This window comes from Streptomyces bugieae (assembly GCF_036352915.1).
GTDB classification, from domain to species: Bacteria; Actinomycetota; Actinomycetes; order Streptomycetales; family Streptomycetaceae; genus Streptomyces; species Streptomyces endophytica.
This window is the reverse complement of record NZ_JAZBJP010000048.1, coordinates 1-17842: the sequence shown is the minus strand read 5'-3', so window position 1 is coordinate 17842 and position 17842 is coordinate 1. Positions and strand designations below refer to the sequence as shown.

Sequence of the window (17842 nt, the reverse complement as noted above, 5' to 3'; positions counted from 1 at the left end):
GGTCACTCCTTGTGGGAGAGGGCACGCAGGGTGCGCGAGGGGCTCGGGCGGCCCAGGACACCGGCCATCCACACGCTCGTGGCGGTGAGCCGGTCGAGATCGACGCCGGTCTCGATGCCGAGGCCGTGCAGCATCCACACGAGGTCCTCGGTGGCGAGGTTGCCGGTGGCGCTCTTGGCGTACGGGCAGCCGCCGAGGCCGCCCGCCGACGCGTCGACGGTGCTGACGCCGTGCTGCAGCGCGGCGAGGGTGTTGGCGAGGGCCTGCCCGTAGGTGTCGTGGAAGTGCACGCCCAGCTTCGAGGTGGGCACGCCCGCCTCGTTGAGGGCGGCGAGGAGGTGCTGGACGTGGCCGGGGGTGGCCACGCCGATGGTGTCGCCCAGGCTCAGCTCGTCGCAGCCCATGTCGAGCAGCGCCCGGCACACCCGGACCGTCTGCGCGACCGGCACCGGGCCCTCCCAGGGGTCGCCGAAGCACATCGACAGATAGCCGCGGACGTGCACCCCGGCCTCCTTGGCGCGGGCGACGACCGGGGCGAACATCACCAGTGCCTCGTCGACCGTGCGGTTGAGGTTGGCCTTGGCGAACGATTCGGTGGCGCTGCCGATCACCGCGATCCGGCGCGCGCCCAGTGCCAGCGCCCGGTCCAGGCCGCGGTCGTTGGGCACCAGGACGGGCAGCCGGTGCGGGTCGAGGTCGCCCAGCAGCGGGAACAGCCGCTCGGCGTCGGCGAGTTGGGGCACCCACTTGGGGTGCACGAAGCTGGTCGCCTCCACGACCGGCAGCCCCGCGTCGACGAGCCGGTGGACGAACTCGGCCTTGATCTCCGTGGGCACGACGGCCTGCTCGTTCTGCAGGCCGTCGCGCGCGCCGACCTCATGGATGCGCACCCGGGCGGGCAGGCCCTCCGCGGCGACCTCCATCGGCAGTCCGGCGACGGTCATGACGCCACCTCCCCGTCCGTGCCGTCGGCGCCGTCCAGGGGTGCGATCACGGCCAGCACCTGGTCCATGGCGACCGTCGAGCCGACCGTCACGTCCAGTTCGGTCACCGTCCCGGCATGCGGGGCGGAGATCACGTGTTCCATCTTCATCGCCTCCACCACCAGCAGGCCCTGGCCCGCGGTGACCTCGTCGCCGACCGCGACCTTGACGACCGTGACGGTGCCCGGCATCGGAGCGGCCAGGGTGTCCGCGCCGTGCGCCCCGGCGGCCCCGCGCAGCGCGGCCGCCACCGGGTCGTGGTCGGCGACCTGCCAGGCGTCGCCGTCCCTGCCGAGCCAGTCGCCGCTGCGGTGGAAGGTGTGCACGATGCCGTCGACGGTGATCCGGACGCGGTCCGGTGCGACCTCGGCGGTGTCCTCCGGGCCGCCGGGCCGGACGTCGCGGGCCACCGGGTCGTGGCCCGGCACCCGCAGCCAGTGGCGCACCGGCGCGGGCTCGCCGCCGAGCCGGAAGCCGCTGGGCGCGGCGAACGGGTCGCGCCAGCCGGCCTCGTCCACCGCCGGCGTGAGGGCGGCCTGCCGCACCGCCGCGGCCGCCGCGTACACCTCGTCCGGTACGCCCGCCTCGATCAGGCCGGCCGCCTCGCGCTCCACCAGCCCGGTGTCCAACTCGCCGGAGACCACGTCGGGGTGGGCCAGCAGCCGCCGCAGGAAGCCGGCGTTGGTCGTCACGCCGAGGGTGACGGTGTCGGCCAGCGCGGCCCGCAGCCGGCGCAGCGCGCTCGCCCGGTCCGGGCCGTACGCGATGACCTTGGCGAGCATCGGGTCGTACCGGCTGCCGACCTCGCCGCCCTCGGTGAGGCCGGAGTCGGTGCGGGTCCCGCCGCCCTGCACCTCGTGCAGCGAGAGGACCGTGCCGCCGGTCGGCAGGAAGTCGCGGGACGGGTCCTCGGCGCAGAGCCGGGCCTCGACCGCGTGCCCGGTGAGCGTGATGTCGTCCTGGGCGTAGGGGAGGTGCTCGCCGGCGGCGATCCGCAGCTGCCACTCCACCAGGTCCAGGCCGGTGACGAGCTCGGTGACCGGGTGCTCCACCTGGAGGCGGGTGTTCATCTCCATGAAGTAGTAGGCCGAGGGGTCCTTGCCCGGGACGATGAACTCGACGGTGCCGGCGCCGCGGTAGCCGCAGGAGCGGGCCGCCTGCACGGCCGCCTCGCCCATCGCGGCGCGGGTCGCCTCGTCGAGCAGGACCGAGGGGGCCTCCTCGATGATCTTCTGGTGGCGCCGCTGGAGGGAGCACTCGCGCTCGCCGAGGTGGAGGACGGTGCCGTGGCCGTCCGCCAGGACCTGGATCTCGATGTGCCGGGGCCGGTCGATCCAGCGCTCCACGAGGAGGGTGTCGTCGCCGAAGGAGGAGCGTGCCTCGCGGCGGGCGGCGGCGATCTCCTCGGCCAGCAGCGCCTCCTCGCGCACCAGCCGCATGCCCTTGCCGCCGCCGCCCGCGGACGGCTTGAGCAGGACGGGCATGCCGATCTCCCGTGCCGCGGCGGCGAGTTGGGCGTCGTCCAGGCCGCTGCCGGAGGAGCCGGGGACGACCGGGACGCCGGCCGTGCGGACCGTCTCCTTGGCGCGGATCTTGTCGCCCATCAGCTCGATGGCGTCGGCCGGCGGGCCGAGGAAGACCAGGCCCGCCTCGGCGCAGGCCCGGGCGAAGGCGGCGTTCTCGGCGAGGAAGCCGTAGCCGGGGTGGACCGCCTGGGCGCCGGTGCGGGCGGCCGCGTCCAGCAGCCGCTCGACGGACAGATAGCTCTCGGCGGCCGGGGCCGGGCCGATCCGTACGGCCGTGTCGGCCTCGCGGACGTGGCGGGCCCCGGCGTCCGCGTCGCTGAAGACGGCGATGGAGCGGATGCCGAGCGTGCGGAGCGTGCGGATGACGCGGACCGCGATCTCGCCGCGGTTGGCGATCAGGACGCTGTCGAACATGGTCGTGGGCATTCCTCTCACATCCGGAAGACGCCGAACTGCGGCTCGCCCAGGGGGGCGTTGGCACAGGCGGTCAGGGCGAGGCCGAGGACCTGGCGGGTTTCGAGCGGGTCGATGACGCCGTCGTCCCACAGCCGGGCGGTGGCGTAGTAGGCGTTGCCCTGGGTCTCGTACTGCGCGCGGACGGGGGCCTTGAAGGCGTCCTCCTCCTCGGCGCTCCACTCCTCGCCGCGGGCCTCCATCTGGTCGCGCTTGACCGTGGCGAGGACCGAGGCGGCCTGCTCGCCGCCCATCACGGAGATCTTGGCGTTGGGCCACATCCACAGGAAACGGGGGGAGTAGGCCCGGCCGCACATGGAGTAGTTGCCGGCGCCGTACGAGCCGCCGATGACGACCGTCAGCTTGGGGACCCGGGTGCAGGCCACGGCCGTGACCATCTTCGCGCCGTGTTTGGCGATGCCGCCCGCTTCGTAGTCCCGGCCGACCATGAAGCCGGAGATGTTCTGGAGGAACACCAGGGGGATGCCGCGCTGGTCGCACAGCTCGATGAAGTGGGCGCCCTTCTGGGCGGATTCGGAGAACAGGATGCCGTTGTTGGCGACGATGCCGACCGGGTGGCCGTGCAGGTGCGCGAAGCCGGTGACCAGCGTCGTGCCGTACTCGGCCTTGAACTCGGCGAACCGCGAGCCGTCCACGATCCGCGCGATCACCTCCCGCACGTCGTAGGGCGTCCGGGAGTCCACCGGCACCGCGCCGTACAGCCCGGCCGGGTCGACCGCGGGCTCCTCGACGGGCCGCACCGTCCAGGGCAGTGCGGGCCGCTCGCCGAGCGTCGAGACGATGGTGCGGACGATGCGCAGCGCGTGCGCGTCGTCCTCGGCGAGGTGGTCGGTGACGCCGGAGGTGCGGGAGTGGACCTCGCCGCCGCCCAGTTCCTCGGCGGTGACGACCTCGCCGGTGGCGGCCTTCACCAGCGGCGGCCCGCCCAGGAAGATCGTGCCCTGGTTGCGGACGATCACGGCCTCGTCGCTCATGGCGGGGACGTACGCGCCGCCGGCCGTGCACGAGCCGAGGACGGCCGCGATCTGCGGGATCCCGGCGCCGGACATCCGCGCCTGGTTGTAGAAGATCCGCCCGAAGTGCTCGCGGTCGGGGAACACCTCGTCCTGCATCGGCAGGAAGGCCCCGCCGGAGTCGACCAGGTAGACGCACGGCAGGTGGTTGTCGAGGGCCACCTCCTGGGCGCGCAGGTGCTTCTTGACCGTCATCGGGTAGTACGTGCCGCCCTTGACCGTGGCGTCGTTGGCGACGATCACCACCTCGCGGCCGGAGACCCGCCCGATGCCGGCGATCACCCCGGCGGCCGGCGCGGCCCCGTCGTACATCCCCTCCGCGGCCAGCGGCGCCAGCTCCAGGAACGGCGAGCCGGCGTCCAGCAGGGCGTCGACCCGGTCGCGGGGCAGCAGCTTGCCACGGGCGGTGTGCCGCGCCCGGGCCTTCTCGCCGCCGCCGAGGCGGGCCGCCGCGAGCCGTTCGCGCAGTTCGGCGGCGAGCTCGCGGTGCGCGGCCTCGTTGGCCCGCCAGGAGTCGGAGGCCGGATCGTCCCTCGGACTCCGGCCGAGGGACGCCCCGTCGCCTCCCAGCACCGGTGCCTGCTCCATCACTACGAGCCCCCTTGCTCGGTCGTCCGCCCGGCCGCCGCGGTGCGCGGCCGCCGGGCATCCGGGTTAATGGGCGTTAACGTCATTTCCTTCAGGTTAACGACCACTAACCCGGCTGTCTACAATCGACGGCATGAGTAATGCGCAGGCCCCCGCCCCGACCAGCCGCCGCGAGCAGATCCTGAAAGAGGCCGCCCGGCTCTTCGCCGAGCGCGGGTTCCACGGCGTCGGCGTGGACGAGATAGGGGCGGCCGTGGGCATCTCCGGCCCCGGGCTCTACCGCCACTTCGCCGGCAAGGACGCGATGCTCGCCGAGCTGCTGGTGGGGATCAGCGAGCGGCTCCTCGCGGGCGGGCGGATGCGGGTCGCGGAGGGCGGCGAGGACCCCCGGGCGGTGCTGCACGCCCTGATCGACGGCCATATCGACTTCGCGCTGGACGACCGTCCGCTGATCACCGTGCACGACCGCGAGCTGGACCGGCTGCGCGAGGCCGACCGCAAGCGGGTGCGCCAGCTGCAGCGGCAGTACGTCGAGCTGTGGGTGGAGGTCGTCCGCCGGGTCCACCCGGGCCCCTCGGAGTCCCAGGCCCGGGCCGCCGTGCACGCCGTCTTCGGCCTGCTGAACTCCACCCCCCACCTGGGCCGGCCCGGCTCCCTCCCGGGTCGCACGGAGATGGCGGAGCTGCTGCACCGGCTGGCGCTGGGGGCCTTCGGGGCGGTGGCCGGGGGGCCGGCGGAGGCGCCGGCCGCGGGGGGACCGGTGGCCGCGGGCGCGTAGTGCGCTGCCGCACACCTTGTGGTTGAGGTCTGGACAGTCCAGGTGACCGGCCGGTAGCTTTTCGCTGAGCAAGCGCTTAGCCATGCGTTTGGCCGGTGATCTGGAGGAGGCGACGTAACCATGCGCCGTACGGTGTTCAACGAGGACCACGAGGCGTTCCGCGAGACCATACGCGCCTTCATCGAGGGCGAGGTCGTACCGGTCCACGACGAGTGGTTCGCGGCCGGCCAGGTCCCGCGCGAGTTCTACTACAAGCTCGCCGAGCTGGGCGTCTTCGGCATCCGCGTCCCCGAGGAGTACGGCGGCGCCGGCATCGACTCGCACAAGTTCGAGGCCGTGATGTACGAGGAGACCGCCCGCGCCGGCGTCACCTTCGGCGGCTCCGGAGTGCACGTCCTCCTCGGCCTGCCGTACATCCAGATGCTCGCCACCGACGAGCAGAAGAAGCGCTACCTGCCGAAGTTCGTCACCGGCGAGGAGATGTGGGCGCTGGCGATGACCGAGCCGGGCACCGGCTCCGACCTCGCCGGCATGAAGACCACCGCCAGGCTCAGCGAGGACGGCACGCACTACGTCCTCAACGGCTCCAAGACCTTCATCACCGGCGGCGTGCACGCCGACCGCGTCATCGTCTGCGCCCGCACCGACGCGCCCACCGCCGAGGACCGCCGCCACGGCATCTCCCTCTTCGCCGTGGACACCACGTCCGAGGGCTACTCCATCGGCCGCAAGCTCGACAAGCTCGGCCTGCGCACCTCCGACACCGCCGAGCTGGCCTTCGTCGACGTCAAGGTCCCCGTCGAGGACCTGCTCGGCGAGGAGAACAAGGGCTTCTACTACCTCGGCCAGAACCTCCCCTCCGAGCGCTGGGGCATCGCCTTCGGCGCGTACGCGCAGGCCAAGGCCGCCGTCCGGTTCGCCCAGCAGTACGTCCAGGAGCGCACCGTCTTCGGCAAGACCGTCGCGTCCTTCCAGAACACCAAGTTCGAACTGGCCGCCTGCCAGGCCGAGGTGGACGCCGCCGAGGCCGTCGCCGACCGCGCCCTGGAGGCCCTCGACGCCGGCGAACTGACCCCCGCCGAGGCCGCCTCCGCCAAGCTCTTCTGCACCGAGGTCGCCCACCGCGTCATCGACCGCTGCCTCCAGCTGCACGGCGGCTACGGCTTCATGAACGAGTACCCGATCGCCCGCCTGTACGCCGACAACCGCGTCAACCGCATCTACGGCGGCACCAGCGAGGTCATGAAGTCCATCATCGCCAAGTCCATGGGCCTGTAAGAGCAGCCGTGAACGACGCACTCCGGTCCCTGCTCGATCTGCTCGACCTGGAGCGGATCGAGCAGGACATCTTCCGCGGCCAGAGCCGGGCGGCCCTGGTGCCCCGGGTCTTCGGCGGGCAGGTCGCCGCCCAGGCGCTGGTCGCGGCCGGCCGCACGGTCCCCGAGAACCGGCCGCCGCACTCCCTGCACGCGTACTTCCTGCGCCCCGGCGACCCCGGCGCGCCCATCGTCTACACCGTCGACCGGATCCGCGACGGGCGGTCCTTCACCACCCGCCGGGTCGTCGCCGTCCAGCACGGCCAGCCGATCTTCCACCTCTCCGCCTCCTTCCAGGAGTACGAGGAGGGGCTGGACCACCAGACGGACATGCCGGCCGCGCCCGACCCGGAATCCCTGCCCACGGCCGCCGAGATGCTGCCCCGCCACCTCCCGGCGGACATCGCCGAACGGCTGGTCGAGGCCCGCGCCGCGGTCGACCTGCGGTACGCCGACACCCCGCCCTGGGGCACCGTCGGCCACCCGCGCGCCCCGCGCTCCCAGGTCTGGTTCAAGGCCAACGGCAAGGTCGCCGACGAGCCCCTGCTGCACGTCTGCCTGGCCACCTACGTCTCCGACATGACGCTGCTGGACTCGGTCCTGCTCGCCCACGGCCGCGGCGGCTGGGCCGTCGGCGACGTCGTCGGCGCCTCACTGGACCACGCCATGTGGTTCCACCGCCCCTTCCGCGCCGACGAGTGGCTCCTCTACGACCAGGAATCCCCCTCCTCATCGGGCGGCCGCGGCCTGGGCCAGGCCCGCATCTGGACCCAGCACGGCCAACTCGCGGTCTCGGTGATCCAGGAGGGGGTCGTGCGGGTGCCGCGGGGGTAGCGGAGCGGCCGGGTGGGGGGCTGGACCGGGGGCTGGGCGGGGGCGGGCGTTGAGCCGGGGAGTGGCCGTGCTTGTGCCTTGCGGTGGTTGTACGGCCCTAGGGGTGTCATCGGCCGCTTAGGGCATGGCACCCCCACCACCCACCCCCACCGGGGGAGCGAGCCGTCCTCACTGGAAGTCCCCCGCCGCGATCCGCTCAACTCGGGTCCGCCGCACCGTCAAGGAGGCCGGGTCGTTCACCGGCCACTCCTTGACTCCCGGCCTCCGCAGGTAGAAGACGCCCTTGCGGATATCGGTGACGACAGCCAGCCGCTCCGGGTCGTACGCGACCTCATCGCCAACTCCCGGCAGTTTCCACGGATTCACCGGGCGGCCTCAGCATCCGTGCAGACGCCGATCCGGGCGGCGCACGGCCGGCACACGTGCAGGCCGTCCGGACCGGCGGTCTTCTCCCGCGCCAGGCTGTAGCCGAAGTGGCAGCAGGGGCAGGCACTACCGGTGATCTCGTCGACCGTCCATGTATGCGCGGCCGGAACGGCGTCCCACCCCGTGGTCATGACACACCTCCGAGACCAGGTAGGCGGCCCCTCCTCCATAGGGTACGAGTACGTGCCCGGTATGACAGGGCACGCGGCGGTGAGGTCCTGGAGTGGGTGCGTGGGGCTGGCCGTGGTCAGTGAGGGGGCTGTCCTTGGCGTCACTCAGGGCTCCGGAACCATCGTTACGGGCGGCGTTGACAGTGAAAGGCGGATGCGGCGCGATGGCCGGACTGGTCTATTTCAAGAAGGCCGTTGAGGACGCCGACACCGTTGTCTATTCGTTCGGCGAAGATGCCTCTGAGATGACGCGGCAGCTGATCGTGGACAAGAGGAATCGCCGGTCGCGGCCAGGCGACGGAAGGGCGGACTATGCATTCCTCAAGGCATCGCGAAAGATCAATTCAATGTACGACCAAGTAAGCGAATGGCCTGAATGCGGAATGAGTGCCAGCTGATTTTTGCTGCGTGCGGCACCACCTGTGCACGCACCCGCAGTCGGTGCTCGGTCTTGTGGCCGTAGGTCATCTTCTTCAACCGCACGCGTTCGGCGGCACTCGGGCCTATCGGACAGGGGGTGCGGACGGGCATGGCTGGCGAACCGATCGGCCGAAGCGGATCACTGGTACCCCGCAGCCTGCCCCGCCCGTCACCCCCAGCCCCCGAAATGGCCGGTGCACGAGGGCACTTGGGCAGGGAAAACGCAACTTCGACATGGGCCGCAGAGGCAGCTACCTTCACCTGGTCTTCGGCGATCGCCCGCGGTCGCACAGGAGTTCCTTCAGGCTGAGCCACCCGCGACGGGATGAGTTGGTCACGCGCCATGAATCCTCGCCCCCGTGCGTAAGCCAGAACCGGGTCCACACCAGGCACCCCCAATCAGGGAGAGACGCATGCCTCATCTTGCGCTGTACACATTCGGTGTCCTGAAGTCACCTCTCACCGATCCCGGACCTCTCACGCGCGAATTGCACGACAGCGGCGAGGTCATCTACCGGAAGATCAGCCAGCACCCCGGGTACCTCGGTCGTGCGGAAGCGGCAGACCGCGGTCGGGGCACACACTTCGACTTGGACTGGGGTGCCTGGGGAGAGTTCGCCGTACCGACCTGGTACGACAAGGGCCATACGGCGGAATCCGCCGCCCTGGACGCGACCCTCTCACTCTGGACCGACCTGCGCTACGCCTTCGACGCCGTCTACACCGGTGTGCACCGTGAGGCGCTGAACAGGCGTTACGACTGGTTCGAGAGGACAGGACAGCCGAATTACGTGTGCTGGTGGGTCTCCGACGGCGTGATACCCACCTGGCAGGACGGGGTTTCCAAGCTGGAACACCTCCACGACCACGGCTCCGCGCCGCACGCCTTCACCTTCCACCACTCGTTCGCCCCGGACGGAACTCCGACCAGGATCAAAGACATCGGGCCGAAGAGCGACCAGGCTCGCTGACAAGGACTGTGTACGCGAGGCAAGTCGCCCCACCGCCCGATAGTCGTCAGCGGCCCCCGTCGCCATCCGTGCGGCGACGGGGGCCCCGCCGTGCGGGCCGAATCCGCCTGAGTTTCTGGAGCGGTTCATCCCCTTCGCGTATGCCACCCACTCCGGCTCGCATTACGCCCTGTGGCGGTGCGACGACCGAACCGACCTCGCCGCCCTGCCCGTCGTCTTGGTGGGCGACGAAGGAGACCTTTACGTCGTCGCGCGAAACCTGCCGGAACTGTTCCAGCTTCTCGCCATCGACAGTGTGTTCCTCGACCCGGACGAGGTCGAGGAACACAGCGATGGCCACCAGGAATTCCTCGTCTGGCTGGACCGGAACTCCGGGCTGGGGGCGCCGGAAGACCTCGACGCGCTCTGGGCCGAACAGAAGGCATGCGACGAGCAGTTCCGGACGTGGGCGAGCCGTTTCGTCGAGTTGGACGACTACTGAAAGCTCCATCCCGGATCGCGCTCGTCATGATGGTGCTGCCTGTCGCCGGTAATGGCTGGTGTGGGCCCAGCTCCAACTTCGCGGCACCACGCGCTTGCTTCAAGTGCACTTGAAGGTCCTAACGTTGCCGGCATGCCGGTGATCGACAGCACGCCCGTGACCTCCCCGCCCGTGGACGTTTGTGTGGCCGCGGGGACGGAGCATCCGCGGCCCGACGGCCAGGACCGTTACACGATCAGTGAGGTCGCGGCGTACACGGGGCTCAGCGCGCCCACCCTGCGGTGGTACGAGGAGATCGGGCTGCTGCCGGACGTGGAGCGGTCGCACAACGGCCAGCGCCGTTTCGGCAACCGGGACCTGGACTGGCTCGCCTTCGTGCGCAGGCTGCGGCTGACCGGGATGCCGGTCGCGGACATGGTGCACTTCGCGCAGCTGGTGAAGCGGGGCGAGGAGACCTTCGACGAGCGGCGGCAGATCCTCGAACGGACCCGGCGCGAGGTCCTCGCGCGGATGGCGGAGCTGCAGGACACCGTTGCCGTACTCGACGCCAAGATCGACTTTTATGCGGGCGCCCACCAGGCGTCGGAAGGGGCCTGAGCGCCATCATGAGCAACGCCATCGAACGGATCCGTAAGGTCGAGCTGGGCAACGGCGGCCCCCTCGTCGGCGTCCAGGGCTTCGGCGCCATGGGCATCAGCGCCGCCTACGGGGAGACGGACGACGCGGCCGCCCGCGACACCCTGGAGGCCACCGTCGAGGCGGGCGTCACCCTCATCGACACCGCCGACATGTACGGCGTCGGTGCCAATGAGGAGTTCCTCGCACCGTTCGTCGCCGCGCACCGCGACGAGATCACCCTGGCCACGAAGTTCGGCATCGAGTACCGCGCGGACGACCCGAAGTACCGGGCCATCCGTAACGATCCCGGCTACGTCAAGAAGGCCGTCGAGGCGAGTCTGCGTCGTCTGAACGTCGAGGTCATCGACCTCTACTACATGCACCGGCGCGATCCTGCCGTTCCGCTGGCCGAGTCCGTCGGTGCCATGGGCGAATTGGTGCGGGAGGGGAAGGTCAAGTACCTCGGCCTGAGTGAGGTCACCGGTGCCGAGCTGCGCGAGGCGCACGCCGTGCATCCGATCACCGCCCTGCAGACGGAGTGGTCGGTCTTCAGCCGGGACGTCGAGCGCAGCGCGGTGGGCGCGGCCGCCGAGCTCGGGGTCGCCTTCGTGCCGTACTCGCCGCTCGGCCGGGGCTTCCTGACCGGTGCCTTCACCGACGCGGGCAAGGAGCTCTCCGGCGGCGACTTCCGGCAGTTGATGCCGCGCTACACCGGGGACAACGCCAAGGCGAACGCCGCTCTGCTGGAGCCCCTGCACGAGATCGCGGCCGAACACGGCGCCACCACGGCGCAGATCGCGCTGGCCTGGTTGCAGCACCGGGCCGAGGTGCACGGCCTGACCGTCGTGCCGATCCCCGGGACCCGTAAGCGCAGCCGCCTGCTGGAGAACGCCGGGGCCACCCGGATCACCCTGACCGCCGGGCAGTTGGCCCTCCTGGAGCCGATCGCCGGACAGGTGGCGGGCGAGCGCTACGCGGACATGTCCCTCACCTCGGCGGCGCGGGAGGACTAGGTGCGGCGCCCTTAGCCCGTAGGGGTCACGAGCGCCCCCTGCGGGGCCACAACGCGGGGGCGGGCGGCGATATTTCCTGGGGCAGGGGCAGGGGCAGGGGCAGGGGCAGGGGCAGGGGCACAGGGCACGGGGGGCAGAGGGGCAGGGAAAGGGGCGGAGGGACGCGGGCACGGCCGGCCCGTGGGGTCCGGGGGCCGGGGCCGGCGGGGCGCGGGCACACACACGCACCATGGGGCGCGGGCACGCACGCGCGCAATGGGGCGCGGGCACGCGCGCGCAGAATGGGGCGCGGGGACGCACGTGCCCAGGGTTCAGGCCAACCCCGCCGCGTCCAGCAAGTACGCCGTCAGGGGGTCGTAGTAGCGGGGGCTGCGGACGTGGTCGTCTAGGGGGATGGTGACCTGGAGGGTGCCTTCGGCCTCGGCGAGGAAGAGGGCCGGGTCGTTGGAGTCGGCGAAGCCGATCGCGTCCAGGCCGCGTTGGCCCGCGCAGCCCGCCCAGCCGTGGTCGGCCACGACCAGGTCCGGCAGCGGGCGGCCGGCCCGCTCCAGGCCGTCGAGGATCGCGGCCATCGGCTCGGGGGAGTGGGTGTGCCACAGCGTCGCGCCGCGCTCCAGCATCGCCACGTCGGCGAACTGGAAGACCATGCCCTCGTCCGCCTGCAGCCCGTCCGGGATGACGACGATCTCGCAGCCGGCGGCGCGGAGTGCCGCGGCGGTGGCGCGGTGCACGTCGAGCAGGCCGCCCGGGTGGCCGGTCGCGAACAGCACCCGCTGCTCGCCGGCCGCCGCCTTGCGCAGCAGCGCCGCCGCCCGCTCCAGCGCGTCCACCGTCAGTTCCGGGTCGATGGTGTCCTGGCCCTGCCGGTGGTTCGGGTCGTCGCTCACCCCGCAGCGCTCCGCCATCACGGCCAGTACGTCCTGCTCGTCCGCCCACCGGTCGCCGAATTCCAGGCCGAACCAGAAGTAGCGGTCACCGTTGGCGAGCTTGCGGTAGTGGGAGAGGTTGTTCTCCCGGGGGGTGGCGACCTCCCCGGCGATCCGGGTGCGGACGAGATGGTCGACGAGTTCGGCGCGCGACGGAACGGCGGCTGCGGAGGCTATCGGCATAGCGCCATTGTGCCCGGACGTATGTTCCGGGGCGGGGGAGTTCCGTACCCCGGACGGAAGCGATCACGGACCGGAGCCGGGATGGGGACGGACCGGAGCCGGGCGGGAGCCGGGCGGGAGTCGGACCGGAGTCGGACCGGAGTCGGACCGGAGTCGGACCGGAGCTGGGCTGGACGAAATGTCGAACGGGCATCGTGTTCCGTCGCGGAAATGTCCATGGGCCTGAGGCCTCGCCGTCCCTAGTCTCGGCTCATGACCACCGCAGCCAGCGCTTCCCACGAGCCCGTCGGCCCCGTCGGCCCCGTCGACTCCTCCCGCATCCCCCGGTACGCCGGGCCGGCCACCTACGCCCGCCTGCCCCGCCTGGACGAGGTCGGCGGCCGGGCCGACGTGGCCGTCGTCGGCGTCCCCTTCGACACCGGCGTCTCCTACCGCCCCGGTGCCCGCTTCGGCGGCAACGCGATCCGCGAGGCGTCGCGGCTGCTGCGCCCGTACAACCCGGCGCAGGACGCCTCCCCGTTCGCGCTGGCGCAGGTCGCGGACGCGGGTGACATCGCCGCCAATCCGTTCAACATCAACGAGGCCGTCGAGACCATCGAGGCCGCGGCGGACGACCTGCTTGGCACCGGCGCGCGGATGATGACGCTCGGCGGTGACCACACCATCGCGCTGCCGCTGCTGCGGTCCGTCGCCAAGAAGCACGGGCCGGTCGCACTGCTGCACTTCGACGCGCACCTCGACACCTGGGACACCTACTTCGGCGCCGAGTACACCCACGGCACGCCGTTCCGCCGGGCCGTGGAGGAAGGCATCCTCGACACCTCGGCGCTCTCCCACGTGGGCACGCGCGGCCCCCTGTACGGCAAGAAGGACCTCACCGACGACGAGAAGATGGGCTTCGGCATCGTCACGTCCTCGGACATCTACCGGCGCGGTGCCGACGAGGTCGCCGACCAGCTGCGGCAGCGCATCGGGGACCGGCCGCTGTACATCTCGATCGACATCGACTGCCTGGACCCGGCGCACGCCCCCGGCACCGGCACCCCCGAGGCCGGCGGCATGACCTCGCGCGAGCTGCTGGAGATCCTGCGCGGCCTCTCCTCCTGCAACCTGGTCTCCGCCGACGTCGTCGAGGTGGCGCCGGCCTACGACCACGCCGAGATCACGGCCGTGGCCGCCTCGCACACCGCGTACGAGCTGACCACGATCATGTCGCGGCAGATCGCCGCCGCGCGGCAGGACTGAGCACCCGGCGGGACCGAGCACCTGGCGGGACCGAGCGCCCGGCGGGACCGAGCGCCCGGCGGGACCCAGCGCGGGGCGCGCCCGCGGCAGCACGGCGGACGGCCGGTCACAGAGGTGGCCGGCCGTCCTTCGTGACGAGTTCCCACGTGCCGTCCTCGAAGGGGTGGCCGCCCAGCACCGCGTCCCAGGTGTCGCTCTCGTCCACCGTCGGGTCGATCCGCCGGCACCAGGCGGCGAGCACCTGCTGGGCGTCGCGCCGGTCCGCGCGTGAGGGGTGGAACCCGCGGCGGTACGCGTCGAAGAGCCGGACCATGGCGAAGAACCGCGCGAGGGAGCCCGCGGCCGGTTCGGGAGCCGTGTCCCGGGGCAGCCGGAGCACCTGCCCGGTCGCGCCGTCCAGCGCCAGCGGGGCGTACATCCAGTGGCCGATCTCGTAGCGGACCCCGGACCGCTGCCCGTCGGTGCCGTCCTTCGGCAGCGGCTTCAGGCCGCCGTGGGTCTGCAGTTGCAGCAGTCCTTCCAGGCTCGGCAGCCCCACCTCGACGAGGAAGTCCCGGGTGCCGGGGTGGGTGATGCCGTCGGGCAGGTCGCCGGCCGCGTGCCGCCGGCAGGCACCGGCGCCGAACACCTCCTCCAGCCAGGGCCGGGCGCCGGCGTCGCCGTCCGCCGCGGCCAGCGCCTCGGCGGGCGGTTCCGGGGCCGCCAGCCGGGCGTGCGGCTCCAGCAGCGGCGCCGCGTGCCAGGCCGTGCCGTCGTCCTCCCCGTCCGCCCGGCAGACGGCCGCGAACAGCCCGCCCTCACCGGCCAGCACCCACAGGTTGTCGAGCCCGATGCCCTGCCCGACGGACAACGGGCAGCGCGGCGGTGGCGCGGACGGCTCCGGCTCGATCTCCCACTCCCCGTCCAGCCGCTCGGCGAACGCCCCGGACACCCCCTCCGGCACCCGGTCGTCGTAGACCCAGCCGGACTCGTAGAGCGGCTCCGGGACGACGGCGGGCGCACCGTGCGGCGCACCGGTGGCCGAGTCGAACTCCTGCCGGACGTACGCGTGGGCCGGGTCCGTCGCACGGTCCGTGGTCGCGTCCCGGGCGGCCAGCAGCGACAGCCCGTCCTCCGACCGGACCAGCGCCAACTCGTCGATCCGCCCCACCTCGCCGGGGACCGGGCCGAACCGCCCGTTGCCCCGCCACTGCGTCCACACCGTCTCGAACGGCATCCCGACCCCGGACCCGCTCAGCTGCCGGGCCAGGTCCGTACGTCCCGCGCAGAGCGCCGCGTGGTGCAGCCAGGCCGCCCACTCGCCCTGGCTCAGGGACCAGGCGCCCTGCGCCTGAAGCGACCGGACGTCGGCGAGCACCCCGCCGTACGGCACACCGGCCGGATACGCCACGGCGAGGGCGTCCCAGGCGGCCCCGGGGCGCACCTGGGCCAGCACCCGCCCGTCGGTGAGCAGTTCGCCCGCCGTGCCGGCCAGGGCCGCGTGGGCCGGCAGCGCGCGGGCCGCGTACCGGCCGACCGGACCGCTCTCGGTCCACGGCCGGGCCGGCCCGGAATCCGTCACGGCCGCCAGCAGCGCGGCCACGACGCGCCGCTGTTCCGCCTCGGACACCGGACAGGCCGCGCGCCACATACGGGCGAGGGACGGCGAACGGAACGCCAGCCGCCCGGCGTCCGGTTCCTCCTCACCCCGCGCGTCCCGCCCCGTCTCCCGTACCTCGATCACGTCGGGGAAGGCGGCGGCCAGTGCGCGGGCGTCGGCGGGCCCGGACGGCGCACCCAGCGCCTCGTGCAGCAGCCGGTACACCTCCACCGGGACGTCGGCGGTCTCGGCGGCGGCGAGGACACCCAGCGGGTGCCGGCCGTCCGCGCCGGTGGCGTCCGCGCTGCGGGCTTCCGGGCCTGCCGCGAGGGTCACCACCACGTCGCGCGCGGGCGGTTCGCCCATCCGGTCGCCGTCCCATTCCAGGGCCAGCCGGATCCGGGCCTCGGGTGCCCGCAGCAGGAGGAGGGACAGCGCCCGGGCGATCCGCCGGGGTTCCGAGGAGGTCAGTGTGGTGCCCGCCCACTGGGAGTTCACCAGGAACACGGTGTGGTCGCCGCGCAGTGCGCCGCGCAACCCGGGGCGGCCGCGCAGGAGTTCGTCGGGCCCGAGCTCCACGCCGAGGGCGGCGCACACCCGCAGCGCGACCTCGTCCGCCGTCAGGCCCGTGCAGTCGACCAGCGCGGCACCGGGGACCTGCGCGGCGCTCTCGCGCAGCAGCGCGGACTTCCCCGCGCCGCCGTCGCCGCCGATCACGAGCCGTGCGCGCCGCTCCACGGGCAGCGCCAGCCAGTCCCGGATCGCTGACCGCTCTCGGTCGCCGAGCTGGTGTGTCACGCGAAATCACTCCCACCGGTGCGGTGCTCGAAACCCTAGCTCAGGACAGCAGGCCCTTTCCGGCGAAGCCCAGCCACAGTCCCTTCAGACGATTGACGTACGCCTCGCCCTCGGCCGTGAACGCGGCCCGGGCGTCGTCCTTGATCTGCCGGATCTCGTCCTGCCGGCCTTCCGCACGCATCTCGGCCTCGTCCTCCACCCGGCCCCGGCGGAACCCGGTCCCGTAGTAGATGGGCACGTCCTTGGGGAGGTTGTGGCCCAGGTAGGAGGAGCAGTCGTTGCCGGACGCGGGGCCGCACGGTTCCCGTTCGGTGTACAGGCCCTGGGGCTGGAGCGGGGGCTTGCCGTCCGCCTCCCGCTGCCGGTTGACCTCGCCCAGGTAGTCCAGGACGTGCGGTTCGGAGTGCACGCCGGCCGACCACTCGGTGCCCATCGGCAGCGAACTGTCGGAGAGGTAGTGGGTCTGCCCGGTCTCCGGGTCGTGCACCTCCACCACCGCGTAGTTCCGGTTCGACCAGTCGCCCTTGTTGTCGCCGGTCAGTTCCTTGAAGACGTTCGCGGTGTATTTCCGTCCGTCTTCCTTGAACGTGTCCTTGAGCTCCTTGCGGACGTCGTTCCGGTCCGGCACGGACTGCTGCTGGTGGTAGTAACTGCCCGCGGACTGGTGGCCCTTGGCGTCCATGTTGGTGGCCAGTTTGTCCCTGGCCTCCTTCTGCCGGTCCTGCTTCTCCTTGCCCTCTTCGGTGCTGGGGTCGTGGTCCAGCGGGCGGTTCGACGGATGGTTGGGGTTGTCGACGTCCGGGTGGAGCGAGCCGACCTCCAGTTCGCGGTGGAACTTGAGCGACAGCCGGGTGATGGCGGCCACGGCGGCCATCTGCTGCGGGCGGGGCATCTCCGCGAACGGCGGGTGGCGGAGGGTGTTCTCCAGGGTTTCCCGGGTGATGCCGTTCGGGTTCCCGGGCGGGCCGCACTGCTGCAGCAGGTCGCGCAGTTGCCCGTTCCCGCCCCAGTGCTCGAGGTCGTTGTAGAGCCGGTCGAGGCTGACCTGCTCGACGTGGTGGGTCTCCCGCAGCGAGCCCTGGGAGTCCTCGGGCAGCAACCCCTGGTGCGTACGGTCGGGCGCGTCCCGGTTGTCGTCGTCGTGGTGCTGCCCGTCGTGCTCCTGGTCGTGCCCCTCGCCGTGTCCCTCGTCGTGCCCCTCGTCGTGGTCGAGCTTGGGCTTCTTGGCGTCGTGGCCCCCGTCGTTCCCGTCCGCGTCCGCGTCGTCGGGATGCGGGTGCTTGTCGCCGGCGGCGCCGGGTTCGGCGGCGGGGCGGCGGGGGGTGTCGGTGCGGGGATCGGTGGTGTGGTGGTCGGTGGTGTGGTGGTCGGACGGGGTGGGTGTGGGGGTGGTGGGGCGGCGGTCGGCGCCGAGGGGGATGGCGTGGACGCCGTTGCTGCCGTCGTGGAGGGGCCGGTCGCTGGTGCGGCCGGTCTGGGCGTCGACGTAGGTGATCTTGC

17 protein-coding genes are annotated in these 17842 nt (G+C 72.2%); 9 read left to right on the top strand and 8 right to left on the bottom strand.

Annotated elements, in window-relative coordinates; translation table 11 throughout:
- Nucleotides 1–2: 2 nt before the first annotated feature.
- From V2J85_RS37140 to V2J85_RS37130, 3 genes are read right to left on the bottom strand one after another with little or no spacing between them, the layout of a single operon-like run.
- Complete coding sequence (locus V2J85_RS37140) at nt 3–944, bottom strand: hydroxymethylglutaryl-CoA lyase (RefSeq protein WP_330824042.1); 942 nt, start codon at nt 942–944, stop codon at nt 3–5.
- Nucleotides 941–2923: an ATP-binding protein gene (locus V2J85_RS37135; RefSeq protein ID WP_330824055.1), complete on the bottom strand. Its 1983-nt coding sequence runs from the start codon at nt 2921–2923 to the stop codon at nt 941–943. The genes V2J85_RS37140 and V2J85_RS37135 overlap by 4 nt, the downstream gene beginning before the upstream one ends.
- A gap of 17 nt (nt 2924–2940) precedes the next feature.
- Nucleotides 2941–4584, bottom strand: coding sequence for a carboxyl transferase domain-containing protein (locus tag V2J85_RS37130; RefSeq protein WP_261951311.1), 1644 nt, complete (start codon nt 4582–4584; stop codon nt 2941–2943).
- Nucleotides 4585–4717: 133 nt separating this feature from the next.
- Between V2J85_RS37130 and V2J85_RS37125 the strand changes: the two genes are divergently transcribed.
- From V2J85_RS37125 to V2J85_RS37115, 3 genes are all read left to right on the top strand, one after another.
- The gene (locus tag V2J85_RS37125; RefSeq protein WP_261951312.1) at nt 4718–5362 is read left to right on the top strand and encodes an SACE_7040 family transcriptional regulator; all 645 of its coding nucleotides are present in this window, start codon (nt 4718–4720) and stop codon (nt 5360–5362) included.
- 120 nt (nt 5363–5482) lie between these two features.
- Nucleotides 5483–6640, top strand: a complete 1158-nt coding sequence (locus tag V2J85_RS37120) for an acyl-CoA dehydrogenase family protein (RefSeq protein WP_330824041.1) — start codon at nt 5483–5485, stop codon at nt 6638–6640.
- Between the two features lie 8 nt (nt 6641–6648).
- Nucleotides 6649–7512, top strand: a complete 864-nt coding sequence (locus tag V2J85_RS37115; RefSeq protein WP_261951314.1) for an acyl-CoA thioesterase — start codon at nt 6649–6651, stop codon at nt 7510–7512.
- Between the two features lie 168 nt (nt 7513–7680).
- Here V2J85_RS37115 and V2J85_RS37110 read toward each other — a convergent pair whose 3' ends face one another.
- Nucleotides 7681–7878 (bottom strand): hypothetical protein, encoded by a 198-nt coding sequence (locus tag V2J85_RS37110; RefSeq protein WP_261951315.1) that lies wholly within the window; start codon nt 7876–7878, stop codon nt 7681–7683.
- Complete coding sequence (locus V2J85_RS37105) at nt 7875–8069, bottom strand: hypothetical protein (RefSeq protein ID WP_261951316.1); 195 nt, start codon at nt 8067–8069, stop codon at nt 7875–7877. Before V2J85_RS37105 ends, V2J85_RS37110 begins: the two co-directional genes overlap by 4 nt.
- Nucleotides 8070–8272: 203 nt before the next feature.
- On the opposite strand from V2J85_RS37105, the gene V2J85_RS37100 reads away from it, so the two are divergent.
- The 5 genes from V2J85_RS37100 to V2J85_RS37080 all read left to right on the top strand — a co-directional run bounded on the left by V2J85_RS37100 (nt 8273) and on the right by V2J85_RS37080 (nt 11611).
- Nucleotides 8273–8506, top strand: a complete 234-nt coding sequence (locus V2J85_RS37100; RefSeq protein WP_261951317.1) for a hypothetical protein — start codon at nt 8273–8275, stop codon at nt 8504–8506.
- 435 nt (nt 8507–8941) lie between these two features.
- Nucleotides 8942–9499 (top strand): DUF3291 domain-containing protein, encoded by a 558-nt coding sequence (locus tag V2J85_RS37095; protein WP_261951318.1) that lies wholly within the window; start codon nt 8942–8944, stop codon nt 9497–9499.
- A 220-nt stretch (nt 9500–9719) separates the two neighbouring features.
- The gene (locus V2J85_RS37090; RefSeq protein ID WP_330824040.1) at nt 9720–9980 is read left to right on the top strand and encodes a hypothetical protein; all 261 of its coding nucleotides are present in this window, start codon (nt 9720–9722) and stop codon (nt 9978–9980) included.
- Nucleotides 9981–10112: 132 nt separating this feature from the next.
- Complete coding sequence (locus tag V2J85_RS37085; RefSeq protein ID WP_330824039.1) at nt 10113–10577, top strand: MerR family transcriptional regulator; 465 nt, start codon at nt 10113–10115, stop codon at nt 10575–10577.
- A gap of 8 nt (nt 10578–10585) precedes the next feature.
- Entirely contained in the window at nt 10586–11611 is a 1026-nt protein-coding gene (locus tag V2J85_RS37080) for an aldo/keto reductase (protein ID WP_330824038.1), read from the top strand.
- 311 nt (nt 11612–11922) lie between these two features.
- Here V2J85_RS37080 and V2J85_RS37075 read toward each other — a convergent pair whose 3' ends face one another.
- Nucleotides 11923–12720 carry a phosphatase gene (locus V2J85_RS37075; protein WP_261951322.1) on the bottom strand — a complete coding sequence of 266 codons (798 nt, stop codon included), beginning with the start codon at nt 12718–12720 and terminating at the stop codon, nt 11923–11925.
- A 252-nt stretch (nt 12721–12972) separates the two neighbouring features.
- On the opposite strand from V2J85_RS37075, the gene speB reads away from it, so the two are divergent.
- Nucleotides 12973–13965, top strand: coding sequence for an agmatinase (speB, locus tag V2J85_RS37070; protein WP_261951323.1), 993 nt, complete (start codon nt 12973–12975; stop codon nt 13963–13965).
- Between the two features lie 106 nt (nt 13966–14071).
- Here the strand turns inward: speB and V2J85_RS37065 are convergent, their stop codons facing one another.
- Both V2J85_RS37065 and V2J85_RS37060 read right to left on the bottom strand, forming a co-directional pair.
- Nucleotides 14072–16342 (bottom strand): SUKH-4 family immunity protein, encoded by a 2271-nt coding sequence (locus V2J85_RS37065; RefSeq protein WP_330824037.1) that lies wholly within the window; start codon nt 16340–16342, stop codon nt 14072–14074.
- 40 nt (nt 16343–16382) lie between these two features.
- A partial coding sequence (locus V2J85_RS37060) for a nucleic acid/nucleotide deaminase domain-containing protein (RefSeq protein WP_330824036.1) occupies nt 16383–17842 on the bottom strand: 1460 nt, incomplete at its 5' end.